The sequence below is a fragment of the Enterobacter sp. Li2LvB3 genome, assembly GCF_056156645.1.
Genome location: NZ_JBSICG010000003.1, coordinates 176305 through 190211, shown reverse-complemented (window position 1 = coordinate 190211; position 13907 = coordinate 176305). Strand labels below are relative to the sequence as shown.

Sequence of the window (13907 nt, the reverse complement as noted above, 5' to 3'; positions counted from 1 at the left end):
CTTGTATCAAAAATGCATTAATCCTCTGAAAATCACGTTAAACTCCCAGGACACATCAAACCGAACGAGAACAATAACTATGCCAAAAAATGTTGCTTATCAGGAACTCACCCGCACCTTCCAGCGTCTCTCCCGCTTCTCGCATCTCTCCTCCATCGCCAGTTGGGATATGTTCACCATGATGCCGCCAGGCGGCAGTGCTGCCCGGGGTGAAGCCCTGGCTGAGATGAGCGTCTTGCAGCACCAGATCCTGACGGACAAGAAAGTGGGCGACTGGCTGGCCGCAGCGCAAAGCGAAGATCTGAATGACGTGGAACAGGCAAACCTGCGTGAAATGACGCGCCACTATCAGCAGGCGTCACTGCTGCCGGAAACGCTTGTGGAAGCGAAGTCTCTGGCGGGCAGTAAATGTGAGCACGCCTGGCGTTCGCAGCGTCCGGCAAATGACTGGCAGGGTTTTTCTGCAAACCTGAAGGAAGTGGTCAGGCTGAGCCGGGAAGAAGCCCGCCTGCGTGCAGAGGCGAAAGGTTGCTCACCTTACGATGCCCTGCTGGATATTTTTGAGCCGGACATGACCAGTGCCCGTCTCGATGTACTGTTTGCTGACATGAAATCCTGGCTGCCAGACCTGCTGGCGAAGGTAGTGGAAAAACAGTCCCAACAGTCGTTTGTCCCGCCACAAGGCCCTTTCGCGACCGCCGATCAGCGGGAGCTGGGTCTGGAAGCCATGAAAATGCTCGGCTTCGATTTTAACGCCGGTCGTCTGGACGTTAGCGCTCACCCGTTCTGCGGCGGCGTGCCAGAGGATGTGCGTATCACCACGCGTTATGATGAAGACGAACTGCTGAGCGCGCTGTTTGGCGTGGTTCACGAAACCGGTCATGCCCGCTACGAGCAAAACCTGCCGCGTGCCTGGGCGGGTCAACCCATCGCACAGGCGCGATCCACGGCAATCCACGAATCACAGAGTCTGTTCTTTGAAATGCAGCTTGGTCGCAGTAACGCATTCCTGAAACATCTGCTTCCTGCCGTACATGCCCGTTTCGGTAGCCAGGCCGCCTTTAGCGAAGAGAACTTTATTGCCTGGAACCAGCGCGTGAAGCCTGGCTACATTCGTGTCGATGCCGATGAAGTGAGTTATCCGGCGCATGTTGTGCTGCGCTATGAGATTGAACGCGCACTGATTAATGGTGAGATCGAAGTCGATGATATCCCGGCTCTGTGGGATGAGAAAATGCAGGCCTGGCTTGGGTTGTCCACCAAAGACAACTACCGCAATGGCTGTATGCAGGACATCCACTGGACCGACGGCGGCTTTGGTTACTTCCCGTCTTACACCCTCGGTGCCATGTACGCCGCACAGCTCTTCCACGCGGCGAAAACCGCACTGCCCGGGCTTCAGGCGTCGGTTGCTGACGGTGATTTCTCTGCCCTGTTTGACTGGCTGCGCCAGAATATCTGGCAGCATGGCAGCCGCTTTAGCACCTCGCAGTTAATTACCCAGGCGACCGGGGAAGATCTGAATATCCGTTATTTCCGTGAACACCTGACCGCGCGTTACCTGTAATGCATTCTGCCGGAGTTCGCTCCGGCCATCCCCCCTAATTTACGCACTAAGAATATGATTTTGTGCATATCCTGACGCTTGCGCTTAATGCCATAATTCCTTTTCTGGCCCAGAAATACACCGTTATCAGGCCAGGCATAAAAAATAAATAAAGGGATGAATGATGAAAGGCAAAATGAAAACGATGGCCTTAGCCATGCTGTGTGCGACGAGTCTGAGTACCTTCGCCGCCACGGATAACACGCCAAAAGAAGCGTACGACGATATTACACACTCTCTGGCTGACCTCCAGCCCATCACGTTTCAGGCTCCTGCTGAAAAGTACAAGCTGCTGGTGTTTATTGATAACCAGTGCGTCTACTGTAGCAATGTGGTGAAAAACGTTAAGCAATATACGGATGCCGGTTTGACGATGTCGTTTGTGACCGTCGCCCCCGACTCTATTCGTGATTCTGTGATTGAAGACATGGGGCGCGTCTGGTGTTCCGCCGATAAGGTGAAAAGTCTGCAAAAAGCGATGACCGGTTTTTTACCCGATAACGACTCGACTCCGGCCTGTTCTGCGCTGGTCGAGCGGCAATCCGCTCTGGCCGAAAGACTGGGTATCCGCATCACGCCAATTATGGTGGTGATCGAACCTGAATCACGTTCAATCGTAGGCAGCCAGCCACCCGCGGCCATCCTTGCCGCCCTGAAGAAATAGCCCCGCAGTGTACGAACAGGCGCGTGCTGCCTTGTTCGTACACCTTGTACCTGCCTTTGTACATTACGTTACACGCCGATACCAATCACTCACGGAAACCTCGGGTTTACAGGGATATAGTTCTTTCAACGGCCCCGCAGTGGGGTTAAATGAAAAGCCAAATTCGAGGGTATGAGAATGAATAAAGTATTAGCTCTGGTTGTTGCCGCTGCTATGGGTCTGTCTTCTGCTGCATTTGCTGCTGAAACTACTGCAACTCCTGCACCAGCTGCTGCTCCGGCTGCAACTACCACCGCAGCGCCAGCAAAAGCGGTTCACCACAAGAAACATCATAAAGCCGCTGTGAAAAAAGAAGCAGCAGCTCCAGCAACCGCAGCGCCAACTGAACAGAAAGCGCAGGCTGCTAAAAAACACCACAAAAAAGCCGCTAAGCCAGCTGTAGAGCAGAAAGCTCAGGCTGCTAAAAAGCACCACAAAAAAGCCGCTAAACCAGCTGTAGAGCAGAAAGCTCAGGCTGCTAAAAAGCACCACAAGAAAGCCGCTAAACCGGCTGTAGAGCAGAAAGCTCAGGCTGCTAAAAAGCACCACAAAAAAGCAGTAAAACACGAAGCTGCTAAACCAGCTGCACAGCCAGCTGCGTAAGAGTACAAGCTTAACCGTGCCCTTCGGGGCACGTTGGTAAACCGGCGCTGAACCGGAAAGGTACAGCGCCGTTTTTTTATCCGGAGGGCGTATGCTGCGACGCTATCGGTTTGAGCTCATTCTTATTCTGCTTATTTTATGCGCGCTCATCGCAAGCCACTTTTATCTTTCCTGAATGTAGCACGCTGATTTTACTCCCACTTTAACGCCGTCCCGTCTATAGTATTTTCATAGGGTTCACTTTTAATAATCATAATTACCCCCACCAGAGTGTGATATGCGTAAATCTGTAGTGTTGTTACTGGGAACGTTTACTCTTTTTTCTGGCTTTTCACATGCGGATGATGGTGGCGATGACACCATGAGCGCCAAAGATGTAAAGACGCTTTTTTTTGGTCATGACGATCGTACGCGTGTTACCAACCCTACTCAGCCCCCGTGGGATGCTATTGGCCAGCTGGAAACCGCCAGCGGCAACTTATGTACTGCCACCTTAATTACCCCTCAGCTTGCACTGACCGCAGGCCACTGCCTGTTAACACCGCCAAACGGCAAACCGGATAAAGCCGTTGCGTTGCGCTTTGTGTCGCAAAAAGGGGTGTGGCGATATGAGATCCACGGAATTGAAGGCCGGGTCGACCCGTCACTGGGCAAACGCCTGAAACCGGATGGTGATGGATGGATTGTGCCGCCAGCTGCGGCGTCCTGGGATTTTGGTCTGGTGGTGTTACGTTACCCGCCGTCAGGCATTACGCCGCTGCCGCTGTTTGACGGTGACAAAGCCGCACTGACTGCCGCGCTGAAGGCCGCTGACCGCAAAGTGACACAATCGGGTTACCCGGTTGATCACCTGGATTCGCTTTACACCCATGCGGATTGTATTGTCACGGGCTGGGCGCAAAACAGCGTGTTGTCACATCAGTGCGATACCTTACCGGGTGATAGCGGTTCGCCGCTGATGCTGAAAACAGACAACGGCTGGCAACTGATTGGCGTTCAAAGCTCTGCGCCTGCCGCTAAAGACAGATGGCGTGCCGATAACCGCGCGTTGTCCGTTACCGGTTTTCGCGACAGACTCGAAGCGCTGGCGCAGCAGTAGGTCAGCACTGTCTGACCTGACGTAACTCAATAATTGCCTCAATCGGCATCGGCTGGCTGAACCAGAATCCCTGCAACTGATCGCAGCCAGCCAGCCGTAAGAGTTTCATCTGTTTTTCGTTTTCCACCCCTTCCGCCACCACCGCCATCCCCAGCGCGTTAGCGATGCGCACCGTGCCACTCACCAGCGCGGCGGCCTGTTCGTCGTTATCCACCAGCCCGGCCAGCGATTTGTCTATTTTGATGGTGTCGAAATTGAATCGGCGCAGATAGCCGATGCTTGAATAGCCCGTGCCAAAATCATCCAGCGCAACCGCCGTACCCAGCGCTTTCAGGTTAACTATCGCTGAACGTGCACGCTCCGGGTTTTCCAGAACATAGGTTTCCGTCACTTCAAGCTGGAGTCTGTTCGCCGGGAAATGGGTGATATCCAGCACGTTGGCGACCTTATCTTCAAACTCAGGGTCGCGGAACTGCGCCGGAGAGATATTAACGGAGAGTTTTAAATCACCAAAAGGCTCCAGATCGCTACAGGCCCGGTGCAGGACAAACTGACCGAGCTTATAAATCAGGCCACTGGTTTCAGCAATTGTAATAAAGGTGTCCGGGCCAAGTTCCCCTTCCGGGCGGCGCGGCCAGCGTACAAGTGCTTCGACGCTGGTCATTTTCTGGCTACGCGCATCAATAATCGGCTGATACCAGACCTCAAACTCATCACGTTCAAGACCGCTACGGATCTGGTTTTCAAGTGCCAGCTGCCGTTCCCGCACGCTGTTGAGCTCTGCATCGTAGTGTGTAACCCGCCCTTTTCCGGTCATTTTGGCGTGATACATGGCAATATCGGCCCGACGGAACAGCTCAGAGCTGGTGCACTCAATTAAGGTTCCACTGGCAATTCCGATGCTGGCGCTGATATGAATCGTGCGCTCCCCCAGGCGAATCGGGCTATTGAGGAAGTCGAGCACCGCCCCGGCAAAGGCTGACGCCTGCGCCTCCGAGCGATCGCCACCTATGGTCATGGCAAACTCATCACCCCCCATACGCGCCAGCATCCCGCCAGGCGGGACCCGTTCACGCAGTGTTTTTGCAATGGCGATGATTAAGTCGTCACCGACGCTGTGGCCATAGATATCGTTCACATCCTTAAAGCCATCAAGATCGATGAATACCACGCTTTTCACGTCAATATCGCCGCGCAGGCTGACCTTATCCAGCGCTTCTATCAACGCGCGTCGGTTGGGTAAGTGGCTTAGCCAGTCCGTTCGCGCCACCAGCCGGGCCTGACTTTCCCCCCTGGCAAGCTTATACAGCCCCACGCTACTCACAAGAATAAACAGCAAGATCAGGGCAGCCGCCAGGACCACGATTTGCGTGATGTCTGACGAGGCCGCTATCGCCGCCTGCGCCCCCGGAAGACGCGCCTGCCAGTTGAGATAGCCCAGAAGCTCCCCGGCCGAACTGTTGAGCGGCATACTCATATCGTTGATCTTATTGGGCGTATAATTGAGACGGTCTATCTGAAACGTGGCACCCAGATCGGACAAAATCTGGGAATTAAGATGGCGGGTAATGACCAGATAACGGCGCGTATCGCCGCTAATCTGGAGCGGCCCTACCATCGGGCGAACAAGCCCGATACCAATAAACGCCACGCCGTTACGTGTGCGGGTGATCCCGGCGTAAATATTCTTGTCTTTGGCTAATGCGCTGCTGTGCTTATCAATCAACGCTTTCAGGCCTGAACCAAAAAACGAAAGATTCTTTTCCGTAAAAGGTTGGCTCTGAAATGATCCCCACAGCACATTGAAATGTTCATCCAGTACAAATGTACCATCGTAAAGATTATTGATTTTAAAACCAGCGCCCCAGGTTTTATACAGCCATTCGGTATCCAGTTTAGGGCTATATAGCTCACGTACGGCGTCGTCCCAGACGGCATTATCAATCACCAGCGAAGAGACACGATTAACAGATGTCTGGATCGCCCCCTGAACCGATAGCGCGGTGCGGTGTTCATCAATTTCATTGGTTTTGGTACTGATAAGATGAAGAGACAGGTAAAGCAACGCGATAACAGACACAATTAAGCCGATCCCCGCCATGAATATCATGACGAACAGCGTTTTTGCCGTGGGGATATTGCGCCAGCTTAAGGTGAGATACATCGGCCATCCTCTTCAAAGTTATGCTTTTCTAAGAGTAATACAGGCAACGGATTTCGCTGCCTGTAAAAACTGGCTGTATTCGTGTCAGGCGAGTTTTATCATCACCATACCTAATAACAATAGCACCAGCCCTATCCAGCCTTTGTTATTTAAACGCTGGCCGAAAAGGATCCAGCCAGCGGCAAGCGTTGCGGCGATACCAAATCCGCCCCACAACGCATAGGCCACTGACAAATCGATACCTTTTACCGCCTGCGACAGCGCACTGAACGCGCCCAGCACAGCGGCAATGGACATCAGGCCGTAAAATTTACGGCGAAAACCATCGGAGAACTTCAGAAAGACGTTGGCCGCAATTTCCAGCACAATGGCGAACGCCAGCCAGGCCGCGTGGATCCATTCAAACTGCTGCATGGGTCTTCTCCTTCAGCTGTTTTGTCGGTTTACGTGTACCCGATTTAATCAGCACAATCCCGGCAACCAGGGTCGTCAGTCCGGCAATTTTCATGGTTGATAATGCTTCGTCAAATAACATGACGCTGAACAGCGTAATCAACAAAATACCGACACCTTCCCACAATGCATAGGCCACACCCAGCGCAATTTTCTTTACCGCAAAGGACAGGAAAATATAGGAAAGTGAAATCATCACCAGCATTAAAATAAAGCCAGTGTTGCCATTACTGACACTTGCCCATTTCATAGACAAGGTGCCGGTAATTTCAGCGACGATAGCCAGAGCTAATAAAATCCAGTAAAACATGTTCTTCTCCTGCTTGAGAATATAATCCATCGTGGCTCGCCTCAGACGGCAAACCAAAAAAAATATGAAATTAAATCAGATAGCTAAGCACATAGCGCCAGCTCAGGCAGAAGACGTGACTATAGCGCGGTGCGCCAGTGTTGCTCACCAGACAGAAGGCAGAAGGAGGTAGAAAATACAGCGGTGTTTTTTGAAATGTACGTCCTGAACAAATTGTCCATAAAATCACAATTATCCGCGATCTTGCTTCTCGTCTTTGCGGATGAAAATTGTCCTCGGTAGTTGAACACGCCTGATTTGTACCATAAGCCAGGAATTTACTCAAAGTCTTTTCAATTCTTTACCCACCCTGTTTGACCTCGGTTAGTTTATTGAAACGGCATTCGCATCTATTATAAATAAAAGAATTATTTCAGGAATCTCCATGGCTAAACCCATCATTACCCTGAACGGGCTTAAAATTGTCATCATGCTGGGCATGTTGGTGATCATTCTGACGGGCGTCCGTTTTGCGGCGGACATCATTGTGCCCTTTATTCTCGCGCTTTTTATTGCCGTGATACTCAACCCGCTGGTTCAGCGCATGGTCCGGCTCCGCGTTCCCCGCGTGCTGGCCATTACGCTTCTGATTGGCATCATCATTGTCGCCATGGTGTTGCTGGTGGCATATCTGGGAACCTCCCTGAACGAGCTGGCACGTACCCTGCCTAAATACCGTTCATCACTGGTAACTCCGCTGCTGCAAATTGAACCCTGGCTGCAACGCGCGGGTATTGAGGTGTCGGTTGAGGAGCTGCTGAAGTATATCGACCCCAATGCTGCCATGACCCTTGTCACCAGCCTGCTGGCGCAGCTTTCGAATGCTATGACGTCTATTTTCCTGCTGTTTTTGACGGTGGTCTTCATGCTGCTTGAAGTGCCGCAACTGCCGGCAAAGCTGCAACAAATAATGACCCGCCCTGTGGAAGGCATGGGTGCTATCCAGCGTGCGCTGGACAGCGTTTCGCGCTATCTGGTGCTGAAAACAGCCATTAGCCTGGTCACGGGGCTGGTTGTCTGGGGGATGCTCGTCGCGCTGGATGTGCGTTTTGCGTTCGTATGGGGGCTGCTGGCCTTTGCGCTTAACTATATTCCCAATATCGGCTCGGTGCTGGCGGCTATTCCGCCCATCCTTCAGGTGCTGGTCTTCAGCGGGTTTTACGATGCACTCATTTTACTGGCGGCCTACCTGCTGATTAACCTGGTCTTCGGCAACATCATGGAGCCGCGAATGATGGGGCGCGGGCTTGGGCTTTCCACCCTGGTGGTGTTTTTGTCCCTGATTTTCTGGGGCTGGCTGCTCGGCCCGGTCGGCATGTTGCTTTCCGTACCGTTGACCATCATTGTGAAAATTGGTCTGGAGCAAACGGCGGGTGGGCAAAGCATCGCCATTTTGCTCAGCGACATGAGCCATAAGTAAGTGTGGCCCCTGCCTGCCAGGGGCTTACAGGTTCATATCCAGCAGCGGTTTACTGACTCGCCCGGTTTTAGCGCGCCGGGCGCAGTGAGATGCAGTCTGGCTACTATATTATGATTTTATACGTCTTACAGATAACATCAGTTACCAATATTACACAGGGCCTGAGCTATTTTTTCTTCTGCGTGGAAGTAGTTAATTGTAAGTAGTGCGACACCGACAACAATTGCAACAGGAATAACAGGTGAAGCTGCCGCAAGAACATATTTAACGAGCCCATAGCCTAACAATCCCCCCGTAACCAGTACTGCTTTCGAAACATCTGAAGAAACTTCACAATGCCTTATTGACCTCTGATTCAGTAACTACCGTACCACCGGCAAATCCGCATACTTTGTCGTATAAGACGGGGACAGCATCTCACGCTTCATCGACCAGGCTTTCTCGATCCCCTGCCCGGCAAACCAGACTTTCCCTTTCCCGGAATGATTTAACCTGTCTATCGCCTCCATCAATGCCATGCTATTGGCACGCGGGCGGTTGTCATCGAACAAATTAAGCTGTGCGACACCGCAGCTGAAAAAGTCGGCCAGCATCACTCCCGCTTTCATATAGCGATATCCATCGAGCCATATCCGCTCTAATGCTTGCGTAGCGGCACGGATGATATCGCGTGAGTCATTGCTCGGTGTCAACAGGGTGACAGAAGCCTGATTGCCGTAATACACCTCATTCTCCGCATGAGGGCTGGTCCGCAGAAATACACTGATGAAGCGACAATACTGACGCTCGCCACGCAGTTTTTCCGCTGCACGTTCGGCGTAAGCGCAAATCGCCTGATGCATCTCAACGTATTGCGTAATGCGGTGCCCAAAAGAGCGGCTACAGATGATTTGTTGCTTTGTGGGAGTAAATTCTTCCAGGTTAAGGCAACGCTCACCGCGAAGTTCACGAACCGTGCGATCCAGAACCACGTTGAAATGTTTCCTTATTACCCACGAAGAGCTGTCGGCCAGCTCAAGCGCCGTGGTTATGCCCATCGTGTTTAGCTTTTTGGTTATCCGCCGCCCAACCCCCCATACCTCTTCCACCGGCACGGCGGCCAGCAGTTTGCGCTGGCGATCGTGGTCTGACAAATCAACAACACCGCCCGTGCTGCGCCATTTCTTCGCTGCATAGTTCGCAAGCTTCGCCAGCGTCTTCGTCTGCGCAATCCCTACGCCTACCGTCAGCCCGGTATTTTTCAGTACCTGGTTGCGCATCTGATGCCCGAAAATATCCAGTGGCATACAGCTGTCGATGCCCGAGACATTCACGAACGCCTCATCAATGGAATAGATCTCTATCGCCGGGGAAAGATCGGTCAACGTCTGCATCACGCGACTGCTGAGATCGGCATACAGCGCGTAATTCGAGCTAAACACGTAGACCCGTGACGGATAGCGTTTCTCCTTGAACTTAAAGTACGGTTCGCCCATTTTGATCCCCAGCTGCTTTGCCTCACGTGAAAGCGAAATAATGCAGCCATCGTTATTGGATACCACCACAATAGGCTTTCCCTGAAGATCGGGACGAAAAACCGTCTCGCAGGACGCGTAGAAGCTGTTGACATCAACCAGTGCGAACATGGTTATACATTTCCGGGCCACCCACGCGATGGCTTTTTACCCCACCAGAATGTTGATGTGTTTTAAGCGTATGCGTCACCACACCGAAGATTTGCAGCTCCTCTTCGGAGTGAAACGTAATAGGCTGATAGCGAGCATTGTGGGGAAGCAATCTTAAGACCGGCCGGGTTTGTAGCTCTTTTACCGTAAACTCCCCGTCCACCGCCGCCACAACAATGTCGCCATGTCCCGCCGTTAACGAACGGTCAACCACCAGCAGATCGCCATCGCCGATCCCGGCCCCGATCATGGAATCCCCGCTGACTTTCACGAAATACGTCGCACTGGGGTGTTTTACCGCCAGCTTGTTCAGGTCGATACGGTCTTCAACGTAATCCTGCGCAGGGCTTGGAAAACCACAGGCAACGCGCTCCAGAAACAGCGGTAACTCCATGTCCTGCCGGGGATAATACGAAAAGAGAGTGCTCATCATTGCCTTTCCTGCCATATACTGTATATACATACAGTATTACGTATTATGGGTAAGGATCAAGGCACTTTCCGGGCGATCGCGCAAACACGTTGATGTGTGAAGGGATTTAATCCTGCACCTCATCCGGTCGGTTACTCCACCATGACTTTCACTTTAGGCTTCGACAGCAAAATTTGTATCAGCTCCGTAAACGGAACAGGCTTAAAGAAGTAATACCCCTGCTGGAAGACGATATTATTCCGGTTGAGGTAATCAAGCTGCGCTTTGGTTTCCACACCTTCGGCGACAATACTTATCGAGAGTTTACGCGCCAGATCCAGCACACAATCCAGGATCCGGGTGGATTCCTCATGCTCATTGACCCGGCTGACGAAGCTATGGTCAATCTTGATGTAATCGATATGCAGATCGTGCAGGTAAGAGAGCCCTGAATACCCGGTTCCGAAGTCATCCAGCGCGATGGCAAAACCATTTTCGTGCAGCGCATTCAGGGTATGAACCAGGTGTTCGTCAATATCCAGCGGTTCACGCTCCGTGACTTCAATCACCAGGTTCAAATCTTTGCGCTCAAAGCGGCTTTTGTAGTTCAGGCACTCATCCATAAAGGTGGGCATGGCAATATGAGATGCACTGAAGTTAATCCCCACATGGAAACCCTCCGGCAGCTTGCTGGAAATAGCATTCATCTGTATCACCACCTGCGCCATCAGGCTGCGCGTCAACGGTACAATCAGGCCGGATTTTTCAGCAAGCGGGATAAACGAGGCCGGGGAAATATAGCCCGCTTTCGGGTGTTTCCATCTCGCCAGTACCTCCACGCCCCGCAGGGTGCCCTCACGGCCATTAACAACGGGCTGATAAAACGGGATAATTTCCCCCTTTGCGATGGCGCGCTGTAGCGACTCCTCAGGCGGCGTACTTTTATTCAGATATTTATACAGCGCGTAAGCACCGAGACAGGCTACCAGCAGTAAAAAAAACAGGATGCCTGCACCCTGACTTATCAGCCTCTGCACGCTGAATAACGGAGGATAGTTATACTCAATACTGTAGGGATAATCTTTGGCTTCAAGCCGCCCGACATGCTTGCCTTTATTGTTTACCGGCGCGGCATCACCAGACAGGCCCAGCACGGTGTCACCAACCCTTAACCGATAACTGACGTCTTTTATCGAAATACCCAGGGCGTCGCGGATATGGCGATCGCTGACCGTGATCCCAATGCGGCTGTCATCAACTACCGTCTGAAACAGCAGTACGGGTAAACCGTTTACCGTCTCTTTTGCTGGCAGCAGCATCAATGGCAAATCAGGTAATCTCATCACATTAACCAACAGCACACGGTTATCCGGCAGGGATGAACACGCTATTTGCCCATGCGTGAGAATGAAAATAGTCCTGAGATGAGGTTGTAGCGCCGCCTCAGTGCCAAGCCGGTATTGCCCTTCCTCATCACAGCCTGCTCCGGCGACATTCATCGCCGTCCGGGTGGCGCGCTGAGCTTCACCCAGGATCGTATTCATATTCTTTACGACATACTTCGCCCCCGTCATGCTGTCGGCCCGTGCGGAATACCAGAGCTGGGTATTCAGAATAAAAATACCCATGATAAACAGGGCCAGAGCGGCAGCAGCAGGAACAATAAAATGACGCATTAACGTATCCTGGGCACGAGTGAGTAAGATGACGCTGACGGCATTTACGGCGCTTAATGGTGTAAGTACAAAGAGCATGGTCGACAAAAGTAAAAATAACCATGCTCCTTCAATAAGTTCTCCGGAAATTGTTTAGCAGGTAAACGCTTTATCCTTCGCCAGGAAGAAAGGCCGCAAATAAGCAACGGCACTGGAAAGTGGGATCACATCCGCGCTCAGCGCAATCTTAAGTACGTCGTTGAGATAACGTTTACGGGTTTCAATTCTGGCCCATAGCTCAGGGTAAGCGTGTTTGATCTCGGCCTGGAGCGCGAAATCCGCCAGCGCAACGCTCTCCTCGGCGCTGGCGCCGGTATAACCCGGCACTGACGGAATAATATCAATCTGCAAAATCATCCCGCTTTTCAGGGTTTGCGTCGAATGTTTATAAATGGGCGATGACATCCACTCTTCATCGGCGCTGAGATGCCCGGGGTTCAGATGCCAGCCATATTTCTCTTTTGGCAAAATAGACTCTATCAGGGAATACATCTCCCCGCCTTCCATGCCAATTCTGATATTTTCAAGCCAGGTCACCACACCAGAAAAATAAGGTTTTGCCACACGTTCAAGATAATCTTTCTGCGTATCTGGCAGCTCATTTTCGCTGGCAATCACAAAACCGGTACGGCTGGATAATCCACCTTTAAACCCGGTGGTCATGGACAGCGGCTGGCCCCTTTGCAGCGGTTTATGCGTGGGGTATAGATTGGCTTTTTCAAAACGCTGGCCCGATGCGGCAATGGTCACCACCGTATTGTACTGGCCTTCCGCCGCCAGATACGCCCCTAACGCCGCCTCACTCATTCCCGGTTCAACCGCGTTCATGGCATTCAGGATGCAGTTCGACGCCAGATTTGCACCATACTCATAATGGGCGATTTCATTCGCATTATTGGTTACCCGCGCGCCGTTATCTCCGTCAATAAACAGATGTGCGGCATTCTCTAACACCGCCCCATCAGAGAGACTATTTTTAAGGGCATCGACAATAAACCAGGGTAAATCGAAAAGCTGTTTGTTATCCACCTGGCCAGACGTAAACATTTTCCAGCCCACAACCCCCACGCGGTGCATATCGCCCAGGCCCGTCTCGACGAATAACGCCTTGAGCGGTTTTTCGTTATCCATTGGCTGATTCGGTAATGAGAAATACGGGCAGTGTTTAAGCGTGACCGGAATACGGGAATGGGCGGCCATTTTCAGGTTTTCATTACCAAGAATAACGGTTGCAGCGCCATTTTTCGCCAGCACCAGCAGCCCCTCTTCAAAGCGGGGAATAAATCCTGTCAGGTATTCAAAGTTACTACCATGCTCTTTGTCGGCATAAATAATGAGGGCGTCGTATCCCTCAGCAGCCATCCGCGCCAGAAGCTTATCTTTACGCTCCTGCTGGGTGGCATCGGTCAGGGGAACGGGCGCGACGCCCGAAAATTGGTGTGGAGCAACCGTCGTCTGAAGCTGAAGCGCACTAAAATCCATGTGTTTGACCTCACGTTCTGATGGGGAACCCTCGCGTAATCATCAGGCCAGCAGCCCGGTAATACAGTCCGAACTGAGCTGTACCCGCCCTTTCACGCCGTAGTGATACCCTGTTTTATCATGCCGGATACGGATCTCGCGAATATACTGGTTTACTTCGTCGCCGTAATCTTCAAATGCGCCGTAGTGTGTACAGTTTCGGCTTTATTCTCTTCTTTCACATTAAAGGCTTGTTCA

At 51.9% G+C, this 13907-nt stretch carries 14 protein-coding genes; 6 read left to right on the top strand and 8 right to left on the bottom strand.

Annotated elements, in window-relative coordinates; all coding sequences use genetic code 11:
• The first annotated feature begins 79 nt into the window (after positions 1–79).
• The 5 genes from ACS603_RS03900 to ACS603_RS03880 all read left to right on the top strand — a co-directional run bounded on the left by ACS603_RS03900 (position 80) and on the right by ACS603_RS03880 (position 4011).
• Complete coding sequence (locus tag ACS603_RS03900; protein WP_315688449.1) at positions 80–1567, top strand: carboxypeptidase M32; 1488 nt, start codon at positions 80–82, stop codon at positions 1565–1567.
• Between the two features lie 160 nt (positions 1568–1727).
• The gene (locus ACS603_RS03895; protein WP_182060833.1) at positions 1728–2270 is read left to right on the top strand and encodes a thioredoxin fold domain-containing protein; all 543 of its coding nucleotides are present in this window, start codon (positions 1728–1730) and stop codon (positions 2268–2270) included.
• Between the two features lie 177 nt (positions 2271–2447).
• Positions 2448–2912 (top strand): acid resistance repetitive basic protein Asr, encoded by a 465-nt coding sequence (asr, locus tag ACS603_RS03890; protein ID WP_014070043.1) that lies wholly within the window; start codon positions 2448–2450, stop codon positions 2910–2912.
• A 91-nt stretch (positions 2913–3003) separates the two neighbouring features.
• Positions 3004–3087, top strand: a complete 84-nt coding sequence (gene ydgU, locus ACS603_RS03885; protein WP_021241182.1) for a small membrane protein YdgU — start codon at positions 3004–3006, stop codon at positions 3085–3087.
• Positions 3088–3189: 102 nt separating this feature from the next.
• Positions 3190–4011, top strand: a complete 822-nt coding sequence (locus tag ACS603_RS03880) for a trypsin-like serine peptidase (RefSeq protein WP_182060832.1) — start codon at positions 3190–3192, stop codon at positions 4009–4011.
• A gap of 1 nt (position 4012) precedes the next feature.
• Here ACS603_RS03880 and ACS603_RS03875 read toward each other — a convergent pair whose 3' ends face one another.
• The 4 genes from ACS603_RS03875 to ACS603_RS03860 all read right to left on the bottom strand — a co-directional run bounded on the left by ACS603_RS03875 (position 4013) and on the right by ACS603_RS03860 (position 7228).
• On the bottom strand, positions 4013–6175 hold the full coding sequence (locus ACS603_RS03875; protein ID WP_182060831.1) for a bifunctional diguanylate cyclase/phosphodiesterase: 2163 nt from the start codon (positions 6173–6175) through the stop codon (positions 4013–4015).
• 84 nt (positions 6176–6259) lie between these two features.
• Positions 6260–6589 carry a multidrug/spermidine efflux SMR transporter subunit MdtI gene (mdtI, locus tag ACS603_RS03870; RefSeq protein ID WP_182060830.1) on the bottom strand — a complete coding sequence of 110 codons (330 nt, stop codon included), beginning with the start codon at positions 6587–6589 and terminating at the stop codon, positions 6260–6262.
• Positions 6576–6938 carry a multidrug/spermidine efflux SMR transporter subunit MdtJ gene (gene mdtJ, locus ACS603_RS03865; RefSeq protein ID WP_315688447.1) on the bottom strand — a complete coding sequence of 121 codons (363 nt, stop codon included), beginning with the start codon at positions 6936–6938 and terminating at the stop codon, positions 6576–6578. Before mdtJ ends, mdtI begins: the two co-directional genes overlap by 14 nt.
• A 119-nt stretch (positions 6939–7057) precedes the next feature.
• Entirely contained in the window at positions 7058–7228 is a 171-nt protein-coding gene (locus ACS603_RS03860; RefSeq protein WP_474943789.1) for a protein YdgV, read from the bottom strand.
• Between the two features lie 134 nt (positions 7229–7362).
• On the opposite strand from ACS603_RS03860, the gene ACS603_RS03855 reads away from it, so the two are divergent.
• Positions 7363–8397: an AI-2E family transporter gene (locus ACS603_RS03855; RefSeq protein ID WP_315688446.1), complete on the top strand. Its 1035-nt coding sequence runs from the start codon at positions 7363–7365 to the stop codon at positions 8395–8397.
• 362 nt (positions 8398–8759) lie between these two features.
• Here ACS603_RS03855 and umuC read toward each other — a convergent pair whose 3' ends face one another.
• From umuC to ACS603_RS03835, 4 genes are all read right to left on the bottom strand, one after another.
• Positions 8760–10022, bottom strand: a complete 1263-nt coding sequence (umuC, locus tag ACS603_RS03850) for a translesion error-prone DNA polymerase V subunit UmuC (RefSeq protein ID WP_315688445.1) — start codon at positions 10020–10022, stop codon at positions 8760–8762.
• Positions 10006–10491: a translesion error-prone DNA polymerase V autoproteolytic subunit gene (gene umuD / locus ACS603_RS03845; RefSeq protein WP_315688695.1), complete on the bottom strand. Its 486-nt coding sequence runs from the start codon at positions 10489–10491 to the stop codon at positions 10006–10008. Before umuD ends, umuC begins: the two co-directional genes overlap by 17 nt.
• 134 nt (positions 10492–10625) lie before the next feature.
• The gene (locus ACS603_RS03840) at positions 10626–12149 is read right to left on the bottom strand and encodes an EAL domain-containing protein (RefSeq protein ID WP_315688444.1); all 1524 of its coding nucleotides are present in this window, start codon (positions 12147–12149) and stop codon (positions 10626–10628) included.
• A 132-nt stretch (positions 12150–12281) separates the two neighbouring features.
• On the bottom strand, positions 12282–13670 hold the full coding sequence (locus tag ACS603_RS03835; RefSeq protein ID WP_474943788.1) for a M24 family metallopeptidase: 1389 nt from the start codon (positions 13668–13670) through the stop codon (positions 12282–12284).
• Positions 13671–13907: the final 237 nt, after the last annotated feature.

Bases quoted from the DNA above. Each gene is read 5' to 3' on its own strand.
- ACS603_RS03835 (WP_474943788.1), bottom strand. From the start codon at position 13,670: ATGGATTTTAGTGCGCTTCAGCTTCAGACGACGGTTGCTCCACACCAA.
- ydgU (WP_021241182.1), top strand. From the start codon at position 3,004: ATGCTGCGACGCTATCGGTTTGAGCTCATTCTTATTCTGCTTATTTTA.
- umuC (WP_315688445.1), bottom strand. From the start codon at position 10,022: ATGTTCGCACTGGTTGATGTCAACAGCTTCTACGCGTCCTGCGAGACG.
- asr (WP_014070043.1), top strand. From the start codon at position 2,448: ATGAATAAAGTATTAGCTCTGGTTGTTGCCGCTGCTATGGGTCTGTCT.
- mdtJ (WP_315688447.1), bottom strand. From the start codon at position 6,938: ATGTTTTACTGGATTTTATTAGCTCTGGCTATCGTCGCTGAAATTACC.
- ACS603_RS03880 (WP_182060832.1), top strand. From the start codon at position 3,190: ATGCGTAAATCTGTAGTGTTGTTACTGGGAACGTTTACTCTTTTTTCT.
- ACS603_RS03875 (WP_182060831.1), bottom strand. From the start codon at position 6,175: ATGTATCTCACCTTAAGCTGGCGCAATATCCCCACGGCAAAAACGCTG.
- ACS603_RS03895 (WP_182060833.1), top strand. From the start codon at position 1,728: ATGATGAAAGGCAAAATGAAAACGATGGCCTTAGCCATGCTGTGTGCG.
- ACS603_RS03840 (WP_315688444.1), bottom strand. From the start codon at position 12,149: ATGCGTCATTTTATTGTTCCTGCTGCTGCCGCTCTGGCCCTGTTTATC.
- ACS603_RS03855 (WP_315688446.1), top strand. From the start codon at position 7,363: ATGGCTAAACCCATCATTACCCTGAACGGGCTTAAAATTGTCATCATG.
- mdtI (WP_182060830.1), bottom strand. From the start codon at position 6,589: ATGCAGCAGTTTGAATGGATCCACGCGGCCTGGCTGGCGTTCGCCATT.
- ACS603_RS03900 (WP_315688449.1), top strand. From the start codon at position 80: ATGCCAAAAAATGTTGCTTATCAGGAACTCACCCGCACCTTCCAGCGT.
- umuD (WP_315688695.1), bottom strand. From the start codon at position 10,491: ATGAGCACTCTCTTTTCGTATTATCCCCGGCAGGACATGGAGTTACCG.